We start from the raw sequence: 15,757 nt of genomic DNA on the forward strand, positions 1-15,757 counted from the left end.
GCTTTGCGCCGAGGCTGTGAGGGCTTAGTCGTCCTTGATGTCCATCTGCTGGAGCGCAATGACCGCCTGGGTACGGTTCTTGACTCCGAGTTTGCGAAAGATGGCCGTGATATGGGCCTTGATGGTGGCCTCGGAGACATTGAGCTCCCAGGCGATCTGCTTGTTGAGGCTGCCGTCCCGCAGCATCACCAGCACCTTGTACTGCTGGGGAGTGAGGCTGGCGAGCTTGCTGGCCAAGTCGGGGCCGTCCTCGTACTCGGACTGGAGCGAGATCCCCTCGGGCAGCCAGGTATCCCCGGCGATGACGGCGTTGAGGGCCGTCACCAGCTGCTGGAGAGGGGAGGATTTGGGGATGAAGCCGAGGGCACCGAGCCGCAGCACCTGGGTAATGATGGCGGGATCCTCCGAGGCCGAGACCACGACGATGGGCAGGTCCGGATACTGGCCGCGCAGGTGTACCAGCCCCTCGAAGCCGTTGGCGCCCGGCATCTTGAGATCCAGCAGCAGCAGATCGACCTCTGCATGGGCCGCCAGCAGCTGGGCCAGGCTGTCGATGGAGTCCGCTTCCAGCAGCTGGGCATCGCTGATAGCCATGTGCACGGCCTGATAGAGGGCGCCCCGAAACAGGGGGTGGTCATCTGCGATGACGATGGTAAATTGGCTGTCCATAGCTCGATGTTAACTATTTGTTTTGGAACACCAAACTAGCACCGCCGCCCATGAGGGTCAAACCCGTGGCGCGACAATTGTGATGGCTGGCCGGGATAGGTTGCAACCTTGTCAATAGCCGCTGCCGGCCGCCGATGGCACAGGGATAGAGGAGAAGCAGATGGACGAGATGGTATTGACGGTGGGCACCGGCTCGACCTGGGCGATGCGAGCCGCCCTGGTGCTGGGGCTCAGCGGACTGGCGTGGCGCGAGCGGGCCTTCGATCTGGCGGATGCCGCCGACATGCATCGCCTCAAGCAGCAGGCTCCGGCCGGCCTGGTGCCCTGGCTGGATCATGGGGCCGTGCGGGTACATGACTCCCTGGCCATCGCCGAATACCTGCATGAGATCTGCCCCGAGCGCCACCTGTATCCGTCGGATCGGGCCGAGCGCGCCCTGGCCCGCAGCCTGTGCGCCGAGCTGCACGCCGGGTTTGGCCAGACGCGCACCCTGCTGCCCTTCTTCCTCGGCGCCCCCAGGGTGCAGGAGCCGCCCCTGGCGGCGCTGCCCGAGCTGGCCAGGTTGCAGGTGCTCTGGTCCCAGGCAGGGGCCGAGTTCTACTTCGGCGCCCCCGGCATAGTGGATGCTTGCTATGCCGTCATGGCGCAGCGGCTGTTCAACTACGGCATCTGGTTGCCGGGGGCGGCGGGCGCCTATCAGCATCGCCTGCTGGCCTGGCCCCTGTGGCAGGAAACCCTGGCCCGGGCCACCGACCAGTGGCCCGCGCTGGCCGCCCAGTCCCAGGGCTGATCTGCCCGGGGGCTGGGAAACGGAAAGAGGGGAGCCATGGGCTCCCCTCTTTATTTCTGGCTTGGCCAGCTACTGCTGGCGGCCGGCAAACACCACCACCACCTTGTCCTCCCCCTTCTCCCGCACGAAGCCGTAGGGGGCATCGGAAATCTTCTTGTGGCTGCCCGCGGCGATGGCCGGATGGGCGGCACGGAACTGGCCGAGCCGTTGCCAGTGCTTGACCAGCTCGGCCTTGTCGCCGCTCCCCAGCTCCTGCCAGTTCATGTCGGAGCGCACGCTCTGATCGAACACGCCGCCATCCTTGGCCAGCCCCCGGCCGGACTCGTCCCCGTAGTAGATCTGGATGCCCCCCGGCAGCAGCATGAAGCTGTTGGCCACCCGCCGTTGCAGCGCCACGTCCTGGTAGTCGCCGAAGAAGAGCTTGGTGTCGTGGGAGCTGATGTAGCTCAGCACGTTGAACTCGGGATCCTGGTTGATGCGGCTGGCGTAGCTGGCATAGGTGGGCTCGGCGCCCGCCAGGCACTGGGCCTGGGGCAGGGCAAACTCGCGCTGATAGTCGAAGTTGATCAGGGAATCGAAGCCGTGCTGATACCAGAAATCCTTGCTCACCCCGTGATCCCACACCTCGCCCACCATGTAAAAGGGCAGATCATCGAGGGCCTTGTCCGGGTTGGCGGCCTTCCACTCCTTGAGTGCGGCGGTGCCCGCCAGCTTGAGCCTGGCCCAGACTTCCGGTTCCAGGTGCTTGACGGTGTCGGCCCGAAAGCCGTCGATGCCGAAACGGCGCACCCAGTCGGTGTGCCAGGCGATGAGGTAGTCGCTCACGCTTGCATTGGGCAGCGCCCTGGCCCGGGTGTCTTTTTTTGCCGCCAGCAGGGGCGGCAGGCCCACCGGTTTGGCTGATTCGGTGAGAAAATCCGGCAGCCCCGCCACCGAGCCGGTGACGTCGTCTGTGCCGGGTTGGGGGTAGCCGGGCAGACCGGCGCGCACCCAGTCAGGGCCCCACCATTTGCTGCTCCAATCACTCGATTGATAGTCGATGAACTGGTTGTAGCCATGCCAGTTGAGGCCGCCGCTCGGGCGCCATTCGTTCCAGCGGCTCGGCAGCTTGCCGGTGTTCTGGGTCAGATCGGTGAGCCCCAGATCCTGCAAGTCGGCCAGGGTGGCGTAACCTGCATGATTCATCACCACGTCCAGGATGATGCGCATGCCGCGCCTGTGGGCCTCGTCCACCAGGGTTTTCAGGCTCTCCTCGTCGCCATAGTTGGGATCGATCCTGGTGAAGTCCAGCGCCCAGTAGCCGTGGTAGGCGTAGAAGGGGAAGTTGCCCTGTTCGCCACCGCCGATGAAGCCGTGCACCTGCTCCACCATGGGGGTGATCCAGATGGCGTTGATGCCGAGGGACTTGATGTAGTCGAGCTTCTCGGTCAGTCCCTTGAAGTCGCCGCCGTGCCAGGTGGCCACTTCGTCCTGGCCATCCTTCTGGCGGCCGAAGCTGTGATCGTTGCTGGGGTCGCCGTTGTGGAAGCGGTCGGTCAGGAGGAAATAGACGCTCGCCTGATCCCAGCTGAAGGGGACCGGTTTGGCGGCCTTGACCGGTTCGAGCAGCAGCAGGCCGCCGCTCTCCTTGCTTGGCGTCAGGGTCAGCTTGCCCCCCTTGACCACGGCTTCCTGCCCCGAGTAAGCGTCCCGCAGCCGGGTGCCGTCGGGCCAGATGCCCTTGAGTGATGTCGTGACCGGGCCGCCATCCCAGCTGATGCAGGGCTCCGCTGGCGGCTGGCGTTTGAACTCGCTCTTCTTGGTCGCCCGCAGCACCTTGAGGCTGGGGGTATCGGGGTTGAAGCTGAACTCGTAGTCCCCCGCCAGAACGACTCTCAGGGTGAAACTTGTCCCCTTGGCGCACTTGTCCATGGGCTGGGTGGTGCCAAAGGGGAGGGGCCTCGCCTCGGTGGGCCCGAAGCTGGTGCCGCAGCGGTTGCCGGCATCGCCGATGCGGATCTGGTGGCTGCCCTTGGTCAGGGGGTGGGTCAGGGTGATCATGCCCTTGTCCAGCGTCACGGCGTCGCCGACCGGCTCGCCATCCACATAGAGACGAACCTCGGGGGCGGCCAGTACCTGATGGGGAAGCAGCGGGCCGGCCAACAGGGCGAGCCACAGGGGAGAGAAGCGAAGCGAGGGACGCATATGCCATTCCTTGAGCAGGGCAGTTCGAATGAGCACCCATTCTAGGAGGGGGACTCGCCTCCTTGGATCGGCAAAATGCCGATCTGTGAGCTCTGTGACCCTGGTTACGTTTTCAAGGATGGGAAAGTGTGACGGGGGCAAAGCGGGGGAGCAGGCCTGCCAGAACAATGCCGGTCCCTTGACCGGCATTCAGCCATGGCTCTCTTCGTTACCTCTGGGTCAGACGGTGAAGAAGAGGTGGTTGACGAAGGCGACCGCGATGAAGGAGGCCACCATGCCGGAGAGGCAGAGCACGGCCGGGCGCAGGGCGGGCCAGCGGTGGGTCAGCAGTATGATGGCCAGCAGGGTCGGGTAGAGGCCGAACATGTAGCGCGGCATGGCGTTGAGCCCCGTCATCAGAGGTATGGTGCAGCAGATGAACATCAGGGTCGCCTCGGCCCAGCGCTTCTGGCTGAACAGATAGAGGTTCAGGGCCCAGCCAAACATCACCATGATGGAGAGATAGGCCTTGCGTCCCCCCAGCTCGAAACCGCTCAGCCACCAGTCCAGGGGGCTGTCCATTTCACGGCCCCAGGCGACCTGGATGTGCTTGAAGGCGAAGGCATCCCCCACCAGGTTGTGCAGATAGACCATGTAGGCGAACAGGCCAAACGGGATCAGCCAGAGGGTGAACACCACCTTGAGGGTGCGCTCGGTGAAGCGGAAGAACTCCCGCCAGCCGTAGGCCTGCAGCGCCAGGATCAGCACGGGGAACACCATCATCACCCCCAGGTTGCGGGTCCCCGAGATGAAGATGCCGAGGAAGGCGACCATGAGCCACTGCTCCCGATAGGCGAACAGGAACATGGCAAGCATGAGCGCCATGAACATGGGCTCGGTATAGCCCGAGACGAAGTAGGCGGAGAAGGGGGAGAAGGCGAGCAGCCAGACCCCGAAGCGGGCGGTATCGTCCCCCAGCCTGAGCTGGCGCAACACCAGCAGCATCAGCGGCAGGCTGATGAAGAAGGCGAGGTTGGCCACCAGCATCAGCCCGAACAGGCTCTCGACCTCGAGCAGGTTGGAGATGCTGCCGGCCAGTATGGGGTAGAGAGGCATGAATGCCCAGTTGGCCGCATTGCCCTTGCTGAGCCAGCGGGGGTAGAGGTCATAGCCATTTTCGATGATGCGCTGGAACCAGACGCAGTCGAACTGGCAATAGGCCTGGAAGGGGCCCACATCGGGGCCGTAGAGCTGGGTACCGAAGTAGCCCATGCCGTATAGGGCGAGCCGGCTCAGGAAGAAGGCGGCAAGGATCAGCAGCCAGTCCCGGCCAGCGAGGCGCAGGGAGGGGCGATAGGGGGCGTTTGCCCCCTGGGACAGGGTCAGGTCACTCATCAGGCAAATACCCAGATACGGGAGAGAACATAGGTCAGTACGGTCACCGTCAGGGTGGCGATGACCACGGGCAGCAGGCCGGAGAGCCCGGCAAACAGCAGGCCGCTCAGGATCAGGTTGCGCACCGCCAGGGAGAAGAGCGCCACCAGCAGAAACTTGCCGGCAGCCCCCTGTTTCTGGAAGGTGATGTACCTGTGCCCGAAGAAGGAGAACCAGAAGGCGATCAGGAAGGCGAGGGTGGTGACCAGGTGTTCATTGATGCCCGGCCAGCCATGAAACAGGGCGAAGGAGGTGCCCAGATCCACCAGGGTGGCGCCTCCCCCAACGAAACCGAATCGCACCAGACGCCAGCATTCATCCCGGGAGATCATGGGGTCTGCTGCTCCTTGTCGTCGCTGCCCTGGGCGGATTGCACCGGCTTGGCCGCCTTGGCCCGGCTCTTGCGCACAGCGGGCTTGCCCGCCTCATCGGCGGCATATTGGCCATAGACCCCTTCGACCAGATAGACGGGGCGCTGCTTCACTTCCACAAACATGCGGCCTATGTACTCGCCTATGATGCCCAGCGACAACAGCTGGATGCCACCGAGGAAGAGCACCACCGACATCAGGGAGGCGTAGCCGGGCACGTCGATGCCGAAGAAGAGCACCTGGGTCACTATCTTGAGGATGTAGAGGAAGGCGATGAAGGAGACCCCGATCCCCACATAGCTCCACACCCGCAGCGGCCAGCTGGAGAAGCTCATCAAACCGTCGAGGGCGAAGTTCCACAGCTTCCAGTAGTTGAACTTGGTCTCGCCGGCGTGACGGGCGGGGCGCTCGTAGGGGACACCGACGGCGCGAAAACCGGCCCAGGCGAACAGGCCTTTCATGAAGCGGTTGCGCTCGGGCAGCTGCTTGAGCGCCTCCACCACCCGGCGATCGATCAGGCGAAAATCACCGGCATTCTCCGGCAGCTTGGTGGTGCTGGAGAGCATGTTGAAGAAGCGATAGAAGCCGCCGGCGGTGATCCGCTTCATCGGGGTGTCGGCGCTGCGATCGACCCGGATGCCGTAGACGGTGTCGTAGTCACCGCTCTGCCACAGCTTGACGAACTCCAGGATGAGGGCGGGGGGATCCTGCAAGTCCACATCCATGGGCACCATGGCATCGCCGCGGGCCTGGTGCAGACCGGCGGTCATGGCCGCCTCCTTGCCGAAGTTGCGGGCCAGGTTGACCAAGGTGACGCGTGGATCCCGGGCGATGGCCCGCTCGATCACCTCGCGGGTGCTGTCACGGCTGCCGTCATTGACGAAGACGATCTCCAGGTGCTCCCTGATGGAGGCAAGTTCTGTGTCTATCGCGGCAATGAAGGCATCTATGCTCTCTTCCTCGTTATAAACGGGCACGACCAGAGAGAGTCGGAAATCGGCTTGCGACATGGGGTTGTCCTTATAGGAGAACGGGGACTTCAGTGGAGAAGGGGGCGACTGGGCTCTGTGGTCAGGCGCAGTGATTCGACATTGAGCGGGGTGGCGGTCGACAGGGCCAGGAAGTTGAGCTGCTGGGGATCCTGGTTCAGGGCCTCACCGGGCAGGCGGAAGTTGATCTCGTTCAGCCCCGCCTTGGCCAGCTTGACCGTGGTGACGAAGTCATTGCCCATGGCGACCTTGAGCAGGGCGCCCGCCTCGGGGCTGTTGATGCGCGCCTGGACCGTCAGGGTGTGGGCCGCGCCGCGCTGGGGCAGCAGGAAATAGAGGCCGCCCTGGCCGCTGAGCTGGGTGCCTTGTTCGCTCGGCTTCTTGGCCCAGCCTTCGCTTGAGAGAAAACGGCTCGGCTTGGTCAGGTTGAGCTCGTTGCCCACCCGATAGGTCATGCTGGAATTGTGTTCCCAGAAGCGGGTCTTGCCTTCCAGGTAATAGAGGCGGTAGGCCAGGCTCACGTCGGGGTGGGCAGCCAGATAGAGGGTGTAGAGATAAAAGCCGCTCAAGGCGAGGATGGCTGTGATGAATCCGAACTTTTTGTAAGTCATATTGCTCTCTACGGCCTGTGGCGGGGCTAACCGCGCATATGCTAATCCAATTGCAAAAAAAGCATAGTGGATCACAAAAAAATATTTGGTCACATATTAACCCCAGCCTAGCCCCAGGCCAACCAGGCTCGCCACCTCTCGTGGGGCGGGCAGACCAGGCTTCATATGGGTTTATCTCTCCGGAGGCGCCATATGACGGGCCCCCGGGCCGTGGGATGCCTCCTGGCCTAAGGGCAAGGGTGCGTCATGGCCTGACACCTGTTTTTCGGCGGTGGCAGTCGCCATGTCATCTTTCTCCCTTTATGATGGACTCACTCTTGCGCAAGGATGGCCCATGAACCGCTTGTTTCTCCCCCTGATCGCCTTGTTGTTGTCACCAGCCTTGCTGGCGGCAACCGAATGCGCGTCCCCGCTGCGGGTCGGGTTCGACGATTGGCCCCCTTATCACTACCGTGAGGTGGCGCCGCCGTCCCGGGTACACGGCTACGCGGCCGAGGTGCTGTCTGCCGTGCTGGCCAGAATGGGCTGCGAGGTCACCTATCTGGAGCTGCCGTGGAAGCGGGTGCTCCATGGGCTGGAGTACGGCGAGATCGATGTGGCGATGGAAGCCAACATGAACGATGAACGTGCCCGTTATGCCTATTTTTCCGATCCCTACAACCCGGGGCGTACCCTGCTGTGGGTGCGGCAGGGCAAGGTGTATCAGGAGCAGGATCTGGCGACCTGGCTGGCCAAGGGGTACCGGCTGGGGATCACCAAGGATTACTTTTACGGTGATGAAGTGATGGCCTTGCTCGCCCGCTATCCCGGGCAGGTGAGCGCGGTGAGCGACAAGCAGAATTACGTCAAGCTGGCTCGGGGCCGCATCGACGGATTCCTTGGGGATATGCTGGCGACCCCCAGCGGGCTAGGCAAGGAGGGGATGGAAGGCCAGTTCTCATATCATCCCATGGTGGTGTATGAGTCGCCGAGCTACTTCATGTTGAGTCGGCAAACTGTCTCTGCCCACTTCCTGGCGCAGTTCAACCAGGCTCTGGCTGCCTTCAAGGCAACCAGTGACTATGAGCGGATCTGGCGGCGCTATACCCGGGTGCGCTAGCCAGCTTGCGCCGATTGTCGCATCATGGGCAGACAGTCAGGCCGTATCGATTGCAAGCAATGTTCGGATGAATTGAGGTTCACATGGCAAAGAAGTATTGGTTGGCATTGGCAAACCTGATGTGGCTGGGGTGCTGGCCGCTGGGGCTGGCGCAGGCCACCGAAACCGCCGTGGTGGTGAGTGCGGCAAGCGGAACCCATGAGTGGTACCAGGATGCCAGGGCCGAGCAGGCCAGGCACGAGCTGGAGCAGCAGCTGCAGGAGGCGGTGCTGGCCCAGCTGCACCCCGAGTTCAAGCCCCTTTGGCAGCGGCTCAAGGCTACCCCAGAGCAGGAGCGTGGCCCCCTCTATGACGAGGCATTTGGCAAGCTGGCCCGCTTCCAGCAAGGGTGGCGTGCCATGGATCTCGTCGCGCGCGAGCAGCTCAAGACCCGCAAGCTGGATCTCTCCCTGCCTCCGATCCTGCCGCCGGAGGGAGGCGATCTGCTCGAACAAGTCATGAGCCTGCGTCCCCAGGTGGCGGAATACGATGCGGTGCGGGCCCAGGTGGCGCGCCTGCTTGCCCTGCCCATGGCCAGCGACTGGCCGACCCTCGCCATGCCGACCCTGAGGCTGGGCGAGCCCTCCCCCGCACTTGGGCAGATCCGCGCCATGCTCAACGAACTCGGCGATATCGCCCCCGCCCACGAGGACGAGCGCTATGATCCCGAGACCGAGCAGGCGATCAGGCTGTTTCAGGGCCGTCACGGCTTGACCGCAGACGGCATCATAGGTCGCCGCACCCTGGCCTGGCTCAACACGGGCCCAGTGGTGCGCGCCAGCCTGCTGCTGCGCAATCTCTGGCGGCGGGATCTGGTGGATCACCTGGTGGGCAGCCGTTACGTGCTGGTCAATATTCCCGACTATCGGCTGAGCGTGGTGCAGGGGGGGAGCGAAGTGTTCACCAGCCGGGTCATCGTCGGCAAGGAGCAGCGGGAGACCCCCATCCTCGCCAGCGAGATCCGCTCAGTGGTGCTCAACCCCGCCTGGCATGTGCCCAGATCCATCCTGAGCAAGGACATACTGCCCAAGCTGAGCCGGGATCCGGGTTATCTCGCCCGGGAGCGGTTCGAGGTGACGGACAGTGCAGGCAATCCCCTCTACTTCACCGAGGAGCAGTGGCACCAGGCCCTGGCCGAGGGCTTCCCCTACCGGCTGCGGCAAAAACCGGGGGACCACAATGCCCTGGGTCGTTACAAGTTCTACCTGCCCAACAATGACGCCATCTATCTCCACTCCACTCCGGGCAAGCGCTTGTTCGAGCAGGGGGCTCGGGCCTTCAGCTCGGGCTGCATCCGGGTCGAACATGCCGATGATCTGGCCGAACTGCTGCTGGCCGACTCCCGTTACCAGCCGGACAAGGTGGCCAGCCTGTTGAAAGAGGAGAAGACCAAGTGGTTGCCCCTCAGCACGCCGACCCCTGTGTTTACCGTCTACTGGAGCAGCTGGATCGACAGTGACGGGCGCCAGCAGCTGCGCAGCGACATCTATGGATTTGATCGAGTCAGCTTCCAGCCCCAACTCCTGTGATCCCGAACACAGAGTCGACAGCCCGGCCCCGGCCGGGCTTTTTGTCGGCGGGTTTGGGTTTGACAGGGGGGCGAGGCGGCGGGTAAGTTCGAGCGGTTGTATCAAATTCATTCACATACGGACGGAGCCGACATGCTCGACACAGAGATAAGCCGACGCCGCCTGCTGTTGGGGGCCGGTTGTGCGATGGGCGCCAGCCTGTTCTCCTTTCCGGCCCTGGCGAGCCGCAGCACCCACAGCCGCGAGCTGAGCTTCTTCAACCTCAATACCGGCGAGCGGGTCAAGGCAAGCTACTGGGAGCAGGGGCGTTACCTGCCCGATGGTCTGGCCGAACTCAATCACCTGCTGCGTGACTACAGGCGGGACGAGGTGTTCAACATGGATCGCAAGCTGTTCGATCAGCTCTTCCTGTTGCAGCAACGCCTCGGCCACAGGGGCGAGATCCAGCTCATCTCGGGTTACCGTTCCCCCGCCACCAATGCCGCCAAGCACAGACGGAGCAAGGGGGTTGCCAAGCGCAGCTATCACACCCTGGGCCAGGCGGTCGATGTGCGGCTGCAAGGGGTGCAGCTCGCCCACTTGCACAAGGCGGCGCTGCAGCTCAAGGTGGGCGGGGTGGGTTACTACCCCAGCGACAATTTCGTTCACCTCGATACCGGCCCGGCCCGCAGTTGGTAGACTCATTCGGCCTTATTTGCTGACAGGGGCGGGACCGGCCTGCTAGGCTTTGCGCTCACCAGAAGAGGAGAACGAGATGAAGCAGATCCTGATAGGTGCCTTGATGGCCCTGGCGTTGACGGGTTGCAGCAAGGTCAACCGTGACAACTATGAGAAGCTGGAGATGGGGATCAGCTACAGCCAGGCCAGTGCCATCCTCGGCAAGGCGGACAGTTGTGACGACGTGCTCGGCACCACCAGCTGTGTCTGGGGCGACGCCGAGCAGAACATCAAGATCCGGTTCATCGCCGACAAGGCGACCTTCTTCAGCTCGGAAGGGATCAAGTAGCCCCGAGCAACAAAAAAGCGCCGTCAGGCGCTTTTTTGTTGCTCGCCATCCCTCAGTGGGAGGCGTACTGGTAGTTGAAGGTGGGCAGTCCCCACTTGAAGCGCACCGCCAGCAGCCGCAGCACGAAGCCGATGCCGATGGCACCGAACGCCGCCCAGTCTTTGGGCAGACCCTGCTCGAGGGCCAGGCAATAGAGCCCGGCGGTGATGAGGGAGACGCCGGCATAGAGCTCGCGTCTGAACACCAGGGGAATGCGCTGGCAGAGCAGGTCCCGCAACACACCGCCAAACACCCCGGTCACCACCGCCATGATGCAGGCGATACCGGCGCCGTGGCCCATCTCCAGGGCCCGGGCCGCCCCGAAGATGGAGAAGACCACCAGTCCCAGGGCATCGAGAGCCATGAACAGCTTGCCGAGGTAGCGCATCAGGGGCGCGCAGATGACGCTGAGCAGGGCGGCCCCCGCCACCAGCACCACATAGTGGGGATGCTCGACCCAGAGCAGGGGGTAGTGACCGAGCAGCACATCCCGTATGGTGCCGCCACCGATGGCCGTGGCCGAGGCGATGATGACAACGCCAAACAAGTCCATCCGCCTGCGACCCGCCGCCAGGGCCCCCGTCATTCCCTCGGCCACCAGGCCGAGCAGGAAGAGTGCATGTAACATGAGAAATACCCGGGATTAAAGAAAGGCCCGCATCCTAACAATCCTGCGTATTCCCTACAAGCGACACCATATTCACATTAGATTAAGTAATGAAAAGGGGGCTGTCGCCCCCTCTTTTTCTCATGTCGTCATCGCCTCAGCGTCCGAGCTGTTCATCCCGGTACTGATCCACCCACATGGCGGTGGCGCCACAGATGGCCACCGGCATGACGAACAGGTTCACCACCGGAATGGCGGAGAAGAGGGTCACCAGGGCGCCGAAGCTCAGGCACTTGCCGCGGCGCTGCTTCAAGGCATCGCGCATGGTGATGAAGTCGATCTTGTGGTTGTCGAACGGATAATCCACATACTGGATCGCCATCATCCAGGCGCTGAACAGGAACCAGAGCAGGGGGGCCAGGGTCTGGCCGACCACGGGGATCAGGAACAGGATCAGGCAGCCGATCGCCTTGGGCAGATAGTATTTGAGCTTCTTCCATTCACGGCCGAAGGTGCGCGGCACATCCTTGACGATGTCGAGCATGCCCGTCTCGGCGCTGGCCTGCCCGGTGAGCTGCTGCTCCACCTTCTCGGCCAGCAGACCGTTGAAGGGGGCGGCCACCCAGTTTGCCACCGAGCTGAACAGGAAGGAGAAGACCACCAGTATGGTGAGCAGGGCGATGGGCCAGAGCAGATAATCGAGCCAGGAGAGCCAGCTCGGGATCTGCTGGTGCAACCAGGCAAACAGGCCGTCCAGTTGCAGCAAGAGGGCGTAGAAGGCACCGGCAAACAACACGAAGTTGACCAGCAGGGGGATCAGCACGAAGGTGCGGATCCCCGGCTGGCGGATCAGCGAGAAACCGCGCAGGAAGTAGTCTGCACCGCTGATAGAGTCTTTGACTAGGGGGCGTGATTGGCTCATCTGAGCTCCATCCGTGACAGGAAACAGCCTGCATATTACAAACAAGCCGTTGATTTGGTAAAGTCGCCAGCCCGCCTCCCCACTATTTAGCCCGGATATAGGCCTCCATGCGTCTGAAATTGATCAAGCTCGCCGGCTTCAAGTCGTTTGTCGAGCCGACCAAGATAGTGCTCAGTGCCGACATGACCGCCGTAGTGGGGCCCAATGGCTGCGGAAAGTCCAACGTCATCGACGCGGTGCGCTGGGTGCTGGGGGAGAGTTCGGCCCGCCATCTGCGCGGCGAGAACATGACCGACGTCATCTTCAACGGCTCCCTCAACCGCAGCGCCCATGGCCGCGCCTCGGTCGAACTGGTGTTCGACAATCCCCACAACCGGGTGCCCGGTGAATTTGGCCGCTTCAGCGAGATCTCGGTGCGCCGGGAGGTGCTGCGGGACGGCTCCAACCACTACGAGATCAACGGCCAGAAGTGCCGCCGCAAGGATGTCACCGACCTCTTCCTCGGCACGGGCCTGGGCCCGCGCAGCTACGCCATCATAGAGCAGGGCACCGTCAGCCGGCTGGTGGAGTCGCGCCCCGCCGATCTCAAGCTGTTCATGGAGGAGGCCGCCGGGGTCTCCCGCTACAAGGAGCGGCGTCGGGAAACCGAGCTGCGCATCCGCCACACCCAGGAGAACCTGGAGCGCCTCGGCGACATTCGCGGCGAGCTGGGGTCGCGCCTCGAACACCTCAAATCCCAGGCCGAGACCGCCGAACGCTACACCCGGCTCAAGAGCCGCTCGCGCGCCGCCCGCGCCGAGCTCATCGGCTCCGAGCTGTGGGCGCTGGAGACCCGGCTGGCCCAGGCCAAGGAGGAGCTGGGCAAGGTGGAGCTTGCCATCGCCGCCCTCGATGCCAGACGCAGCCAGGATGACAGCCGTCACATCGGTCTGTCGGTGGCCCGCCAGGAGGCCCAGGCCGAGCAGACGGCGCGTCAGCAGCAACTCTTCCTCGGCGGCCAGGCCATCGCCCGGCTTGAGCAGCAGCAACTGCACCGAGACGAGCTGGGCCGCGACTGGCAGGCTCGCCATGGCGCCCTGAGCGAGCGGATCGAGGGGCTCAAGGGGCGGCTGGCCGAGCAGCATGAGGCCCAGGCAAGCCTTGCCCTGAGCGCCGAGCAGGAAGAGGCCCGCCTCGAGCAGTGTGAGCAGTTGCTCACCGAACAGCAGGCTCGACGACTGGCGGCGAGCGAGGCCCTCGAGGGGGCCAGGGGCCGGCAACAGCTGTGGCAGCAGCGTCAGGGGCAGCTGCAAACCCAGCTCAACCAGATCCGCACCCAGCAACAGGGTCTGCAGGAGTTGCAGGCCAGGACCCGGCTCGCCCGCCTCAAGCTCGAGGAGGCGCAGGGGGATGCCCTCGGCCAGCAGCCGGATCTGCAGCCTCGACTGGATGCCCTGTCGGAGGCGCTGGCGCTCTCCCGGGCCCGTCATGAGGCGCTGGAGGCGCAGTGGCAGGCCGGTGTGACCCGCCACGAGGCCCTCAAGGGAGAGCGGGATCGCCAGGGCGGTCTGCTGCGGGAACTCGGTGCCCGCCTCGCCACCCTTGATCAGATTTTGGGGGAGCAGATGGCGGGGGCCACCCTGGCGGACCGGCTGCAGGTCGCCCCCGAGTGGGCCCAGGCCCTGGACAAGGTGCTCGGGCGCTGGCTCACCGCCCAGCCAGGGGATGAGTGCAACCTGGCGCAAGACGGGCTCTGGATAGGCCCTGCCCACCCAGCGGTGCCAGGCACCCTGGCGGCCCGGCTGGAGGGGGAGCACATCCCCGCCTTCCTCAACGTCATCTGGCTGGCCGATGACAGGCAGGCGGCACTGGCCCGCCAGCCATCGCTCCTGGCCGGTGAGTCGGTACTGACCCCGGCGGGAGACTGGTTTGGCCCCAACTGGGCCGATCTCGGTCAGGGCGGCGCCCTCGGCACCCTGGCGCTGCTGGGAGAACGTGAGCGGTTGCACACCGAGCTGGCCGCAGGGGAACAGGCGCTGGCCCGGCTGAATGCCGAGTTGGGGGGAGCCGATGGCGATCGCGCCCAGCTGCACGGCGCCGTTGAGGCGAGCCAGCGTGCCCTGCGCGAGCAGGAGCAGCAGTGGCAGCAGCTGCGGGAAGCCTGGAGCCAGCAGCAGGGCCAGCGTCAGGAGCGTCTGCTGCGCCTGGGCCAGCTCGGGGAAGAGCTGAGTCGCCTCGACGCCGAGCAGGCCGCCGAGGCCAGCCGCGGCGAAGCCCTCACCCAGGCCCACGAGCTGGCCGATGCCCAGTGGCAGGAACATCTGGCCCAGGGGGAGGCACAGCAGGCACAGCGGCGCCTGCTCGAGGAACAGGCACAGCGGGCCGAGCAGGATCTGGAGGCGGCACGGGGGCGCCGTGAGCAGCAGCAGGGACAATGCCAGCGCCTGCTGCTGGAAAAACAGAACCTGAGCCAGCTCATCGCCCTGGGAGAGCAGGAACTGGCCCGACTCGGGCTGGAATTGGCGCAGCTCAAGGCGCCGCAGCCGCAGGAGAGTCAGGAATTGTCGCCCCTGCTCGGCGAGCAACGGGCCCTCGAAGAGGCCCAACTGGCCTGTCATCAGCGTATCGCCCGCCTGGATCAGGAGCTGGCCGAGCTGGAGCAGGCCCGCAGCCGGGATCGGGCGCAGATGGTGACCCTGCAAGAGCAGCTGGCCCAGCTGCGTCTGGAGCGCGAGCGCAATCTCACCCGCAGGCAGGGGCTGCACGAGCAGCTCGAGGAGCTGGGGGTGCGCCTGATCGATCTCGATCAGGCGGCGCTGATCGCCGCCAACCGCACCGCCCTGCGCCAGGAGATCCAGACCCTGGAGGGGCAGGTGGAGGCGCTGGGGGCCATCAACCTGGCCGCCCTCGGGGAATATGAAGAGGCGAAGAGCCGGGCCGGGTACCTGGAAGATCAGTGTCAGGATCTCGAACAGGCGCTGGAAACCTTGAGCCAAGCCATTAAAAGAATTGATAAAGAGACACAAATACGCTTCCGTGACACTTTCGATAAGGTCAATGAAGATTTAAAATCCCTGTTCCCCAAGGTGTTTGGGGGCGGGAGTGCCTGGCTGGAACTCACCTCCGACGATCTTTTGGAGGCAGGGGTGAGCATCATGGCAAGACCTCCGGGCAAGAAGAATGCTACCATTGCCCTGCTTTCCGGGGGGGAGAAGGCCTTGACCGCGCTGGCGCTGGTTTTTGCCATCTTCAGACTCAATCCGGCGCCATTTTGCATGCTGGATGAGGTGGATGCTCCGCTCGATGAAGTGAACGTCGGTCGCTTCTGTTCTCTTGTCAAAGAGATGTCGAGCACAGTACAGTTCATTTATATCAGTCATAACAAGGTCTCCATGGAGATGGCCGAACAACTGGTCGGCGTAACGATGCAAGAGCCCGGGGTTTCTCGCATCGTATCGGTCGATATCGGTGAAGCCGTCGCTTTGGCTGAGCAAAACTAGAAAGAGAAGC

14 protein-coding genes are annotated in these 15,757 nt (G+C 63.8%); 6 read left to right on the top strand and 8 right to left on the bottom strand.

Annotation, left to right across the window (positions count from 1 at the left end; all coding sequences use genetic code 11):
* Positions 1-24: 24 nt before the first annotated feature.
* Positions 25-669 (bottom strand): response regulator, encoded by a 645-nt coding sequence (locus BN1119_RS02650; protein WP_041993464.1) that lies wholly within the window; start codon positions 667-669, stop codon positions 25-27.
* A gap of 160 nt (positions 670-829) precedes the next feature.
* On the opposite strand from BN1119_RS02650, the gene BN1119_RS02655 reads away from it, so the two are divergent.
* Positions 830-1,459, top strand: a complete 630-nt coding sequence (locus BN1119_RS02655) for a glutathione S-transferase N-terminal domain-containing protein (RefSeq protein WP_041993466.1) — start codon at positions 830-832, stop codon at positions 1,457-1,459.
* Positions 1,460-1,528: 69 nt separating this feature from the next.
* On the opposite strand, the gene BN1119_RS02660 is transcribed toward BN1119_RS02655, so the two are convergent.
* The 5 genes from BN1119_RS02660 to BN1119_RS02680 all read right to left on the bottom strand — a co-directional run bounded on the left by BN1119_RS02660 (position 1,529) and on the right by BN1119_RS02680 (position 7,027).
* Positions 1,529-3,643, bottom strand: a complete 2,115-nt coding sequence (locus tag BN1119_RS02660) for an alpha-amylase (RefSeq protein ID WP_041993468.1) — start codon at positions 3,641-3,643, stop codon at positions 1,529-1,531.
* Positions 3,644-3,862: 219 nt separating this feature from the next.
* Complete coding sequence (locus BN1119_RS02665) at positions 3,863-5,017, bottom strand: membrane protein (RefSeq protein ID WP_041993470.1); 1,155 nt, start codon at positions 5,015-5,017, stop codon at positions 3,863-3,865.
* Positions 5,017-5,388, bottom strand: coding sequence for a GtrA family protein (locus BN1119_RS02670; protein WP_041993472.1), 372 nt, complete (start codon positions 5,386-5,388; stop codon positions 5,017-5,019). Before BN1119_RS02670 ends, BN1119_RS02665 begins: the two co-directional genes overlap by 1 nt.
* Positions 5,385-6,437, bottom strand: coding sequence for a glycosyltransferase family 2 protein (locus BN1119_RS02675; protein ID WP_041993474.1), 1,053 nt, complete (start codon positions 6,435-6,437; stop codon positions 5,385-5,387). The genes BN1119_RS02670 and BN1119_RS02675 overlap by 4 nt, the downstream gene beginning before the upstream one ends.
* Before the next feature lie 29 nt (positions 6,438-6,466).
* Entirely contained in the window at positions 6,467-7,027 is a 561-nt protein-coding gene (locus tag BN1119_RS02680; RefSeq protein ID WP_041993476.1) for a hypothetical protein, read from the bottom strand.
* A gap of 334 nt (positions 7,028-7,361) precedes the next feature.
* Between BN1119_RS02680 and BN1119_RS02685 the strand changes: the two genes are divergently transcribed.
* The 4 genes from BN1119_RS02685 to BN1119_RS02700 all read left to right on the top strand — a co-directional run bounded on the left by BN1119_RS02685 (position 7,362) and on the right by BN1119_RS02700 (position 10,700).
* Positions 7,362-8,126, top strand: coding sequence for a substrate-binding periplasmic protein (locus tag BN1119_RS02685; protein ID WP_041993478.1), 765 nt, complete (start codon positions 7,362-7,364; stop codon positions 8,124-8,126).
* 83 nt (positions 8,127-8,209) lie between these two features.
* Positions 8,210-9,694 (top strand): L,D-transpeptidase family protein, encoded by a 1,485-nt coding sequence (locus BN1119_RS02690; RefSeq protein WP_041993481.1) that lies wholly within the window; start codon positions 8,210-8,212, stop codon positions 9,692-9,694.
* Positions 9,695-9,826: 132 nt separating this feature from the next.
* Entirely contained in the window at positions 9,827-10,372 is a 546-nt protein-coding gene (locus BN1119_RS02695) for a peptidoglycan L,D-endopeptidase MepK (protein ID WP_041993484.1), read from the top strand.
* Positions 10,373-10,448: 76 nt separating this feature from the next.
* Entirely contained in the window at positions 10,449-10,700 is a 252-nt protein-coding gene (locus tag BN1119_RS02700) for a lipoprotein (protein ID WP_041993488.1), read from the top strand.
* A 52-nt stretch (positions 10,701-10,752) separates the two neighbouring features.
* Here BN1119_RS02700 and BN1119_RS02705 read toward each other — a convergent pair whose 3' ends face one another.
* Positions 10,753-11,367 carry a trimeric intracellular cation channel family protein gene (locus tag BN1119_RS02705; protein ID WP_041993491.1) on the bottom strand — a complete coding sequence of 205 codons (615 nt, stop codon included), beginning with the start codon at positions 11,365-11,367 and terminating at the stop codon, positions 10,753-10,755.
* Between the two features lie 136 nt (positions 11,368-11,503).
* Positions 11,504-12,268: a sulfate transporter CysZ gene (gene cysZ / locus BN1119_RS02710; RefSeq protein ID WP_041993494.1), complete on the bottom strand. Its 765-nt coding sequence runs from the start codon at positions 12,266-12,268 to the stop codon at positions 11,504-11,506.
* A gap of 107 nt (positions 12,269-12,375) precedes the next feature.
* Between cysZ and BN1119_RS02715 the strand changes: the two genes are divergently transcribed.
* Positions 12,376-15,747, top strand: coding sequence for an AAA family ATPase (locus BN1119_RS02715; protein ID WP_041993496.1), 3,372 nt, complete (start codon positions 12,376-12,378; stop codon positions 15,745-15,747).
* Positions 15,748-15,757 lie beyond the last annotated feature (10 nt).

It is taken from the genome of Aeromonas bivalvium (assembly GCF_000819765.1).
Lineage (GTDB): Bacteria > Pseudomonadota > Gammaproteobacteria > Enterobacterales > Aeromonadaceae > Aeromonas > Aeromonas bivalvium.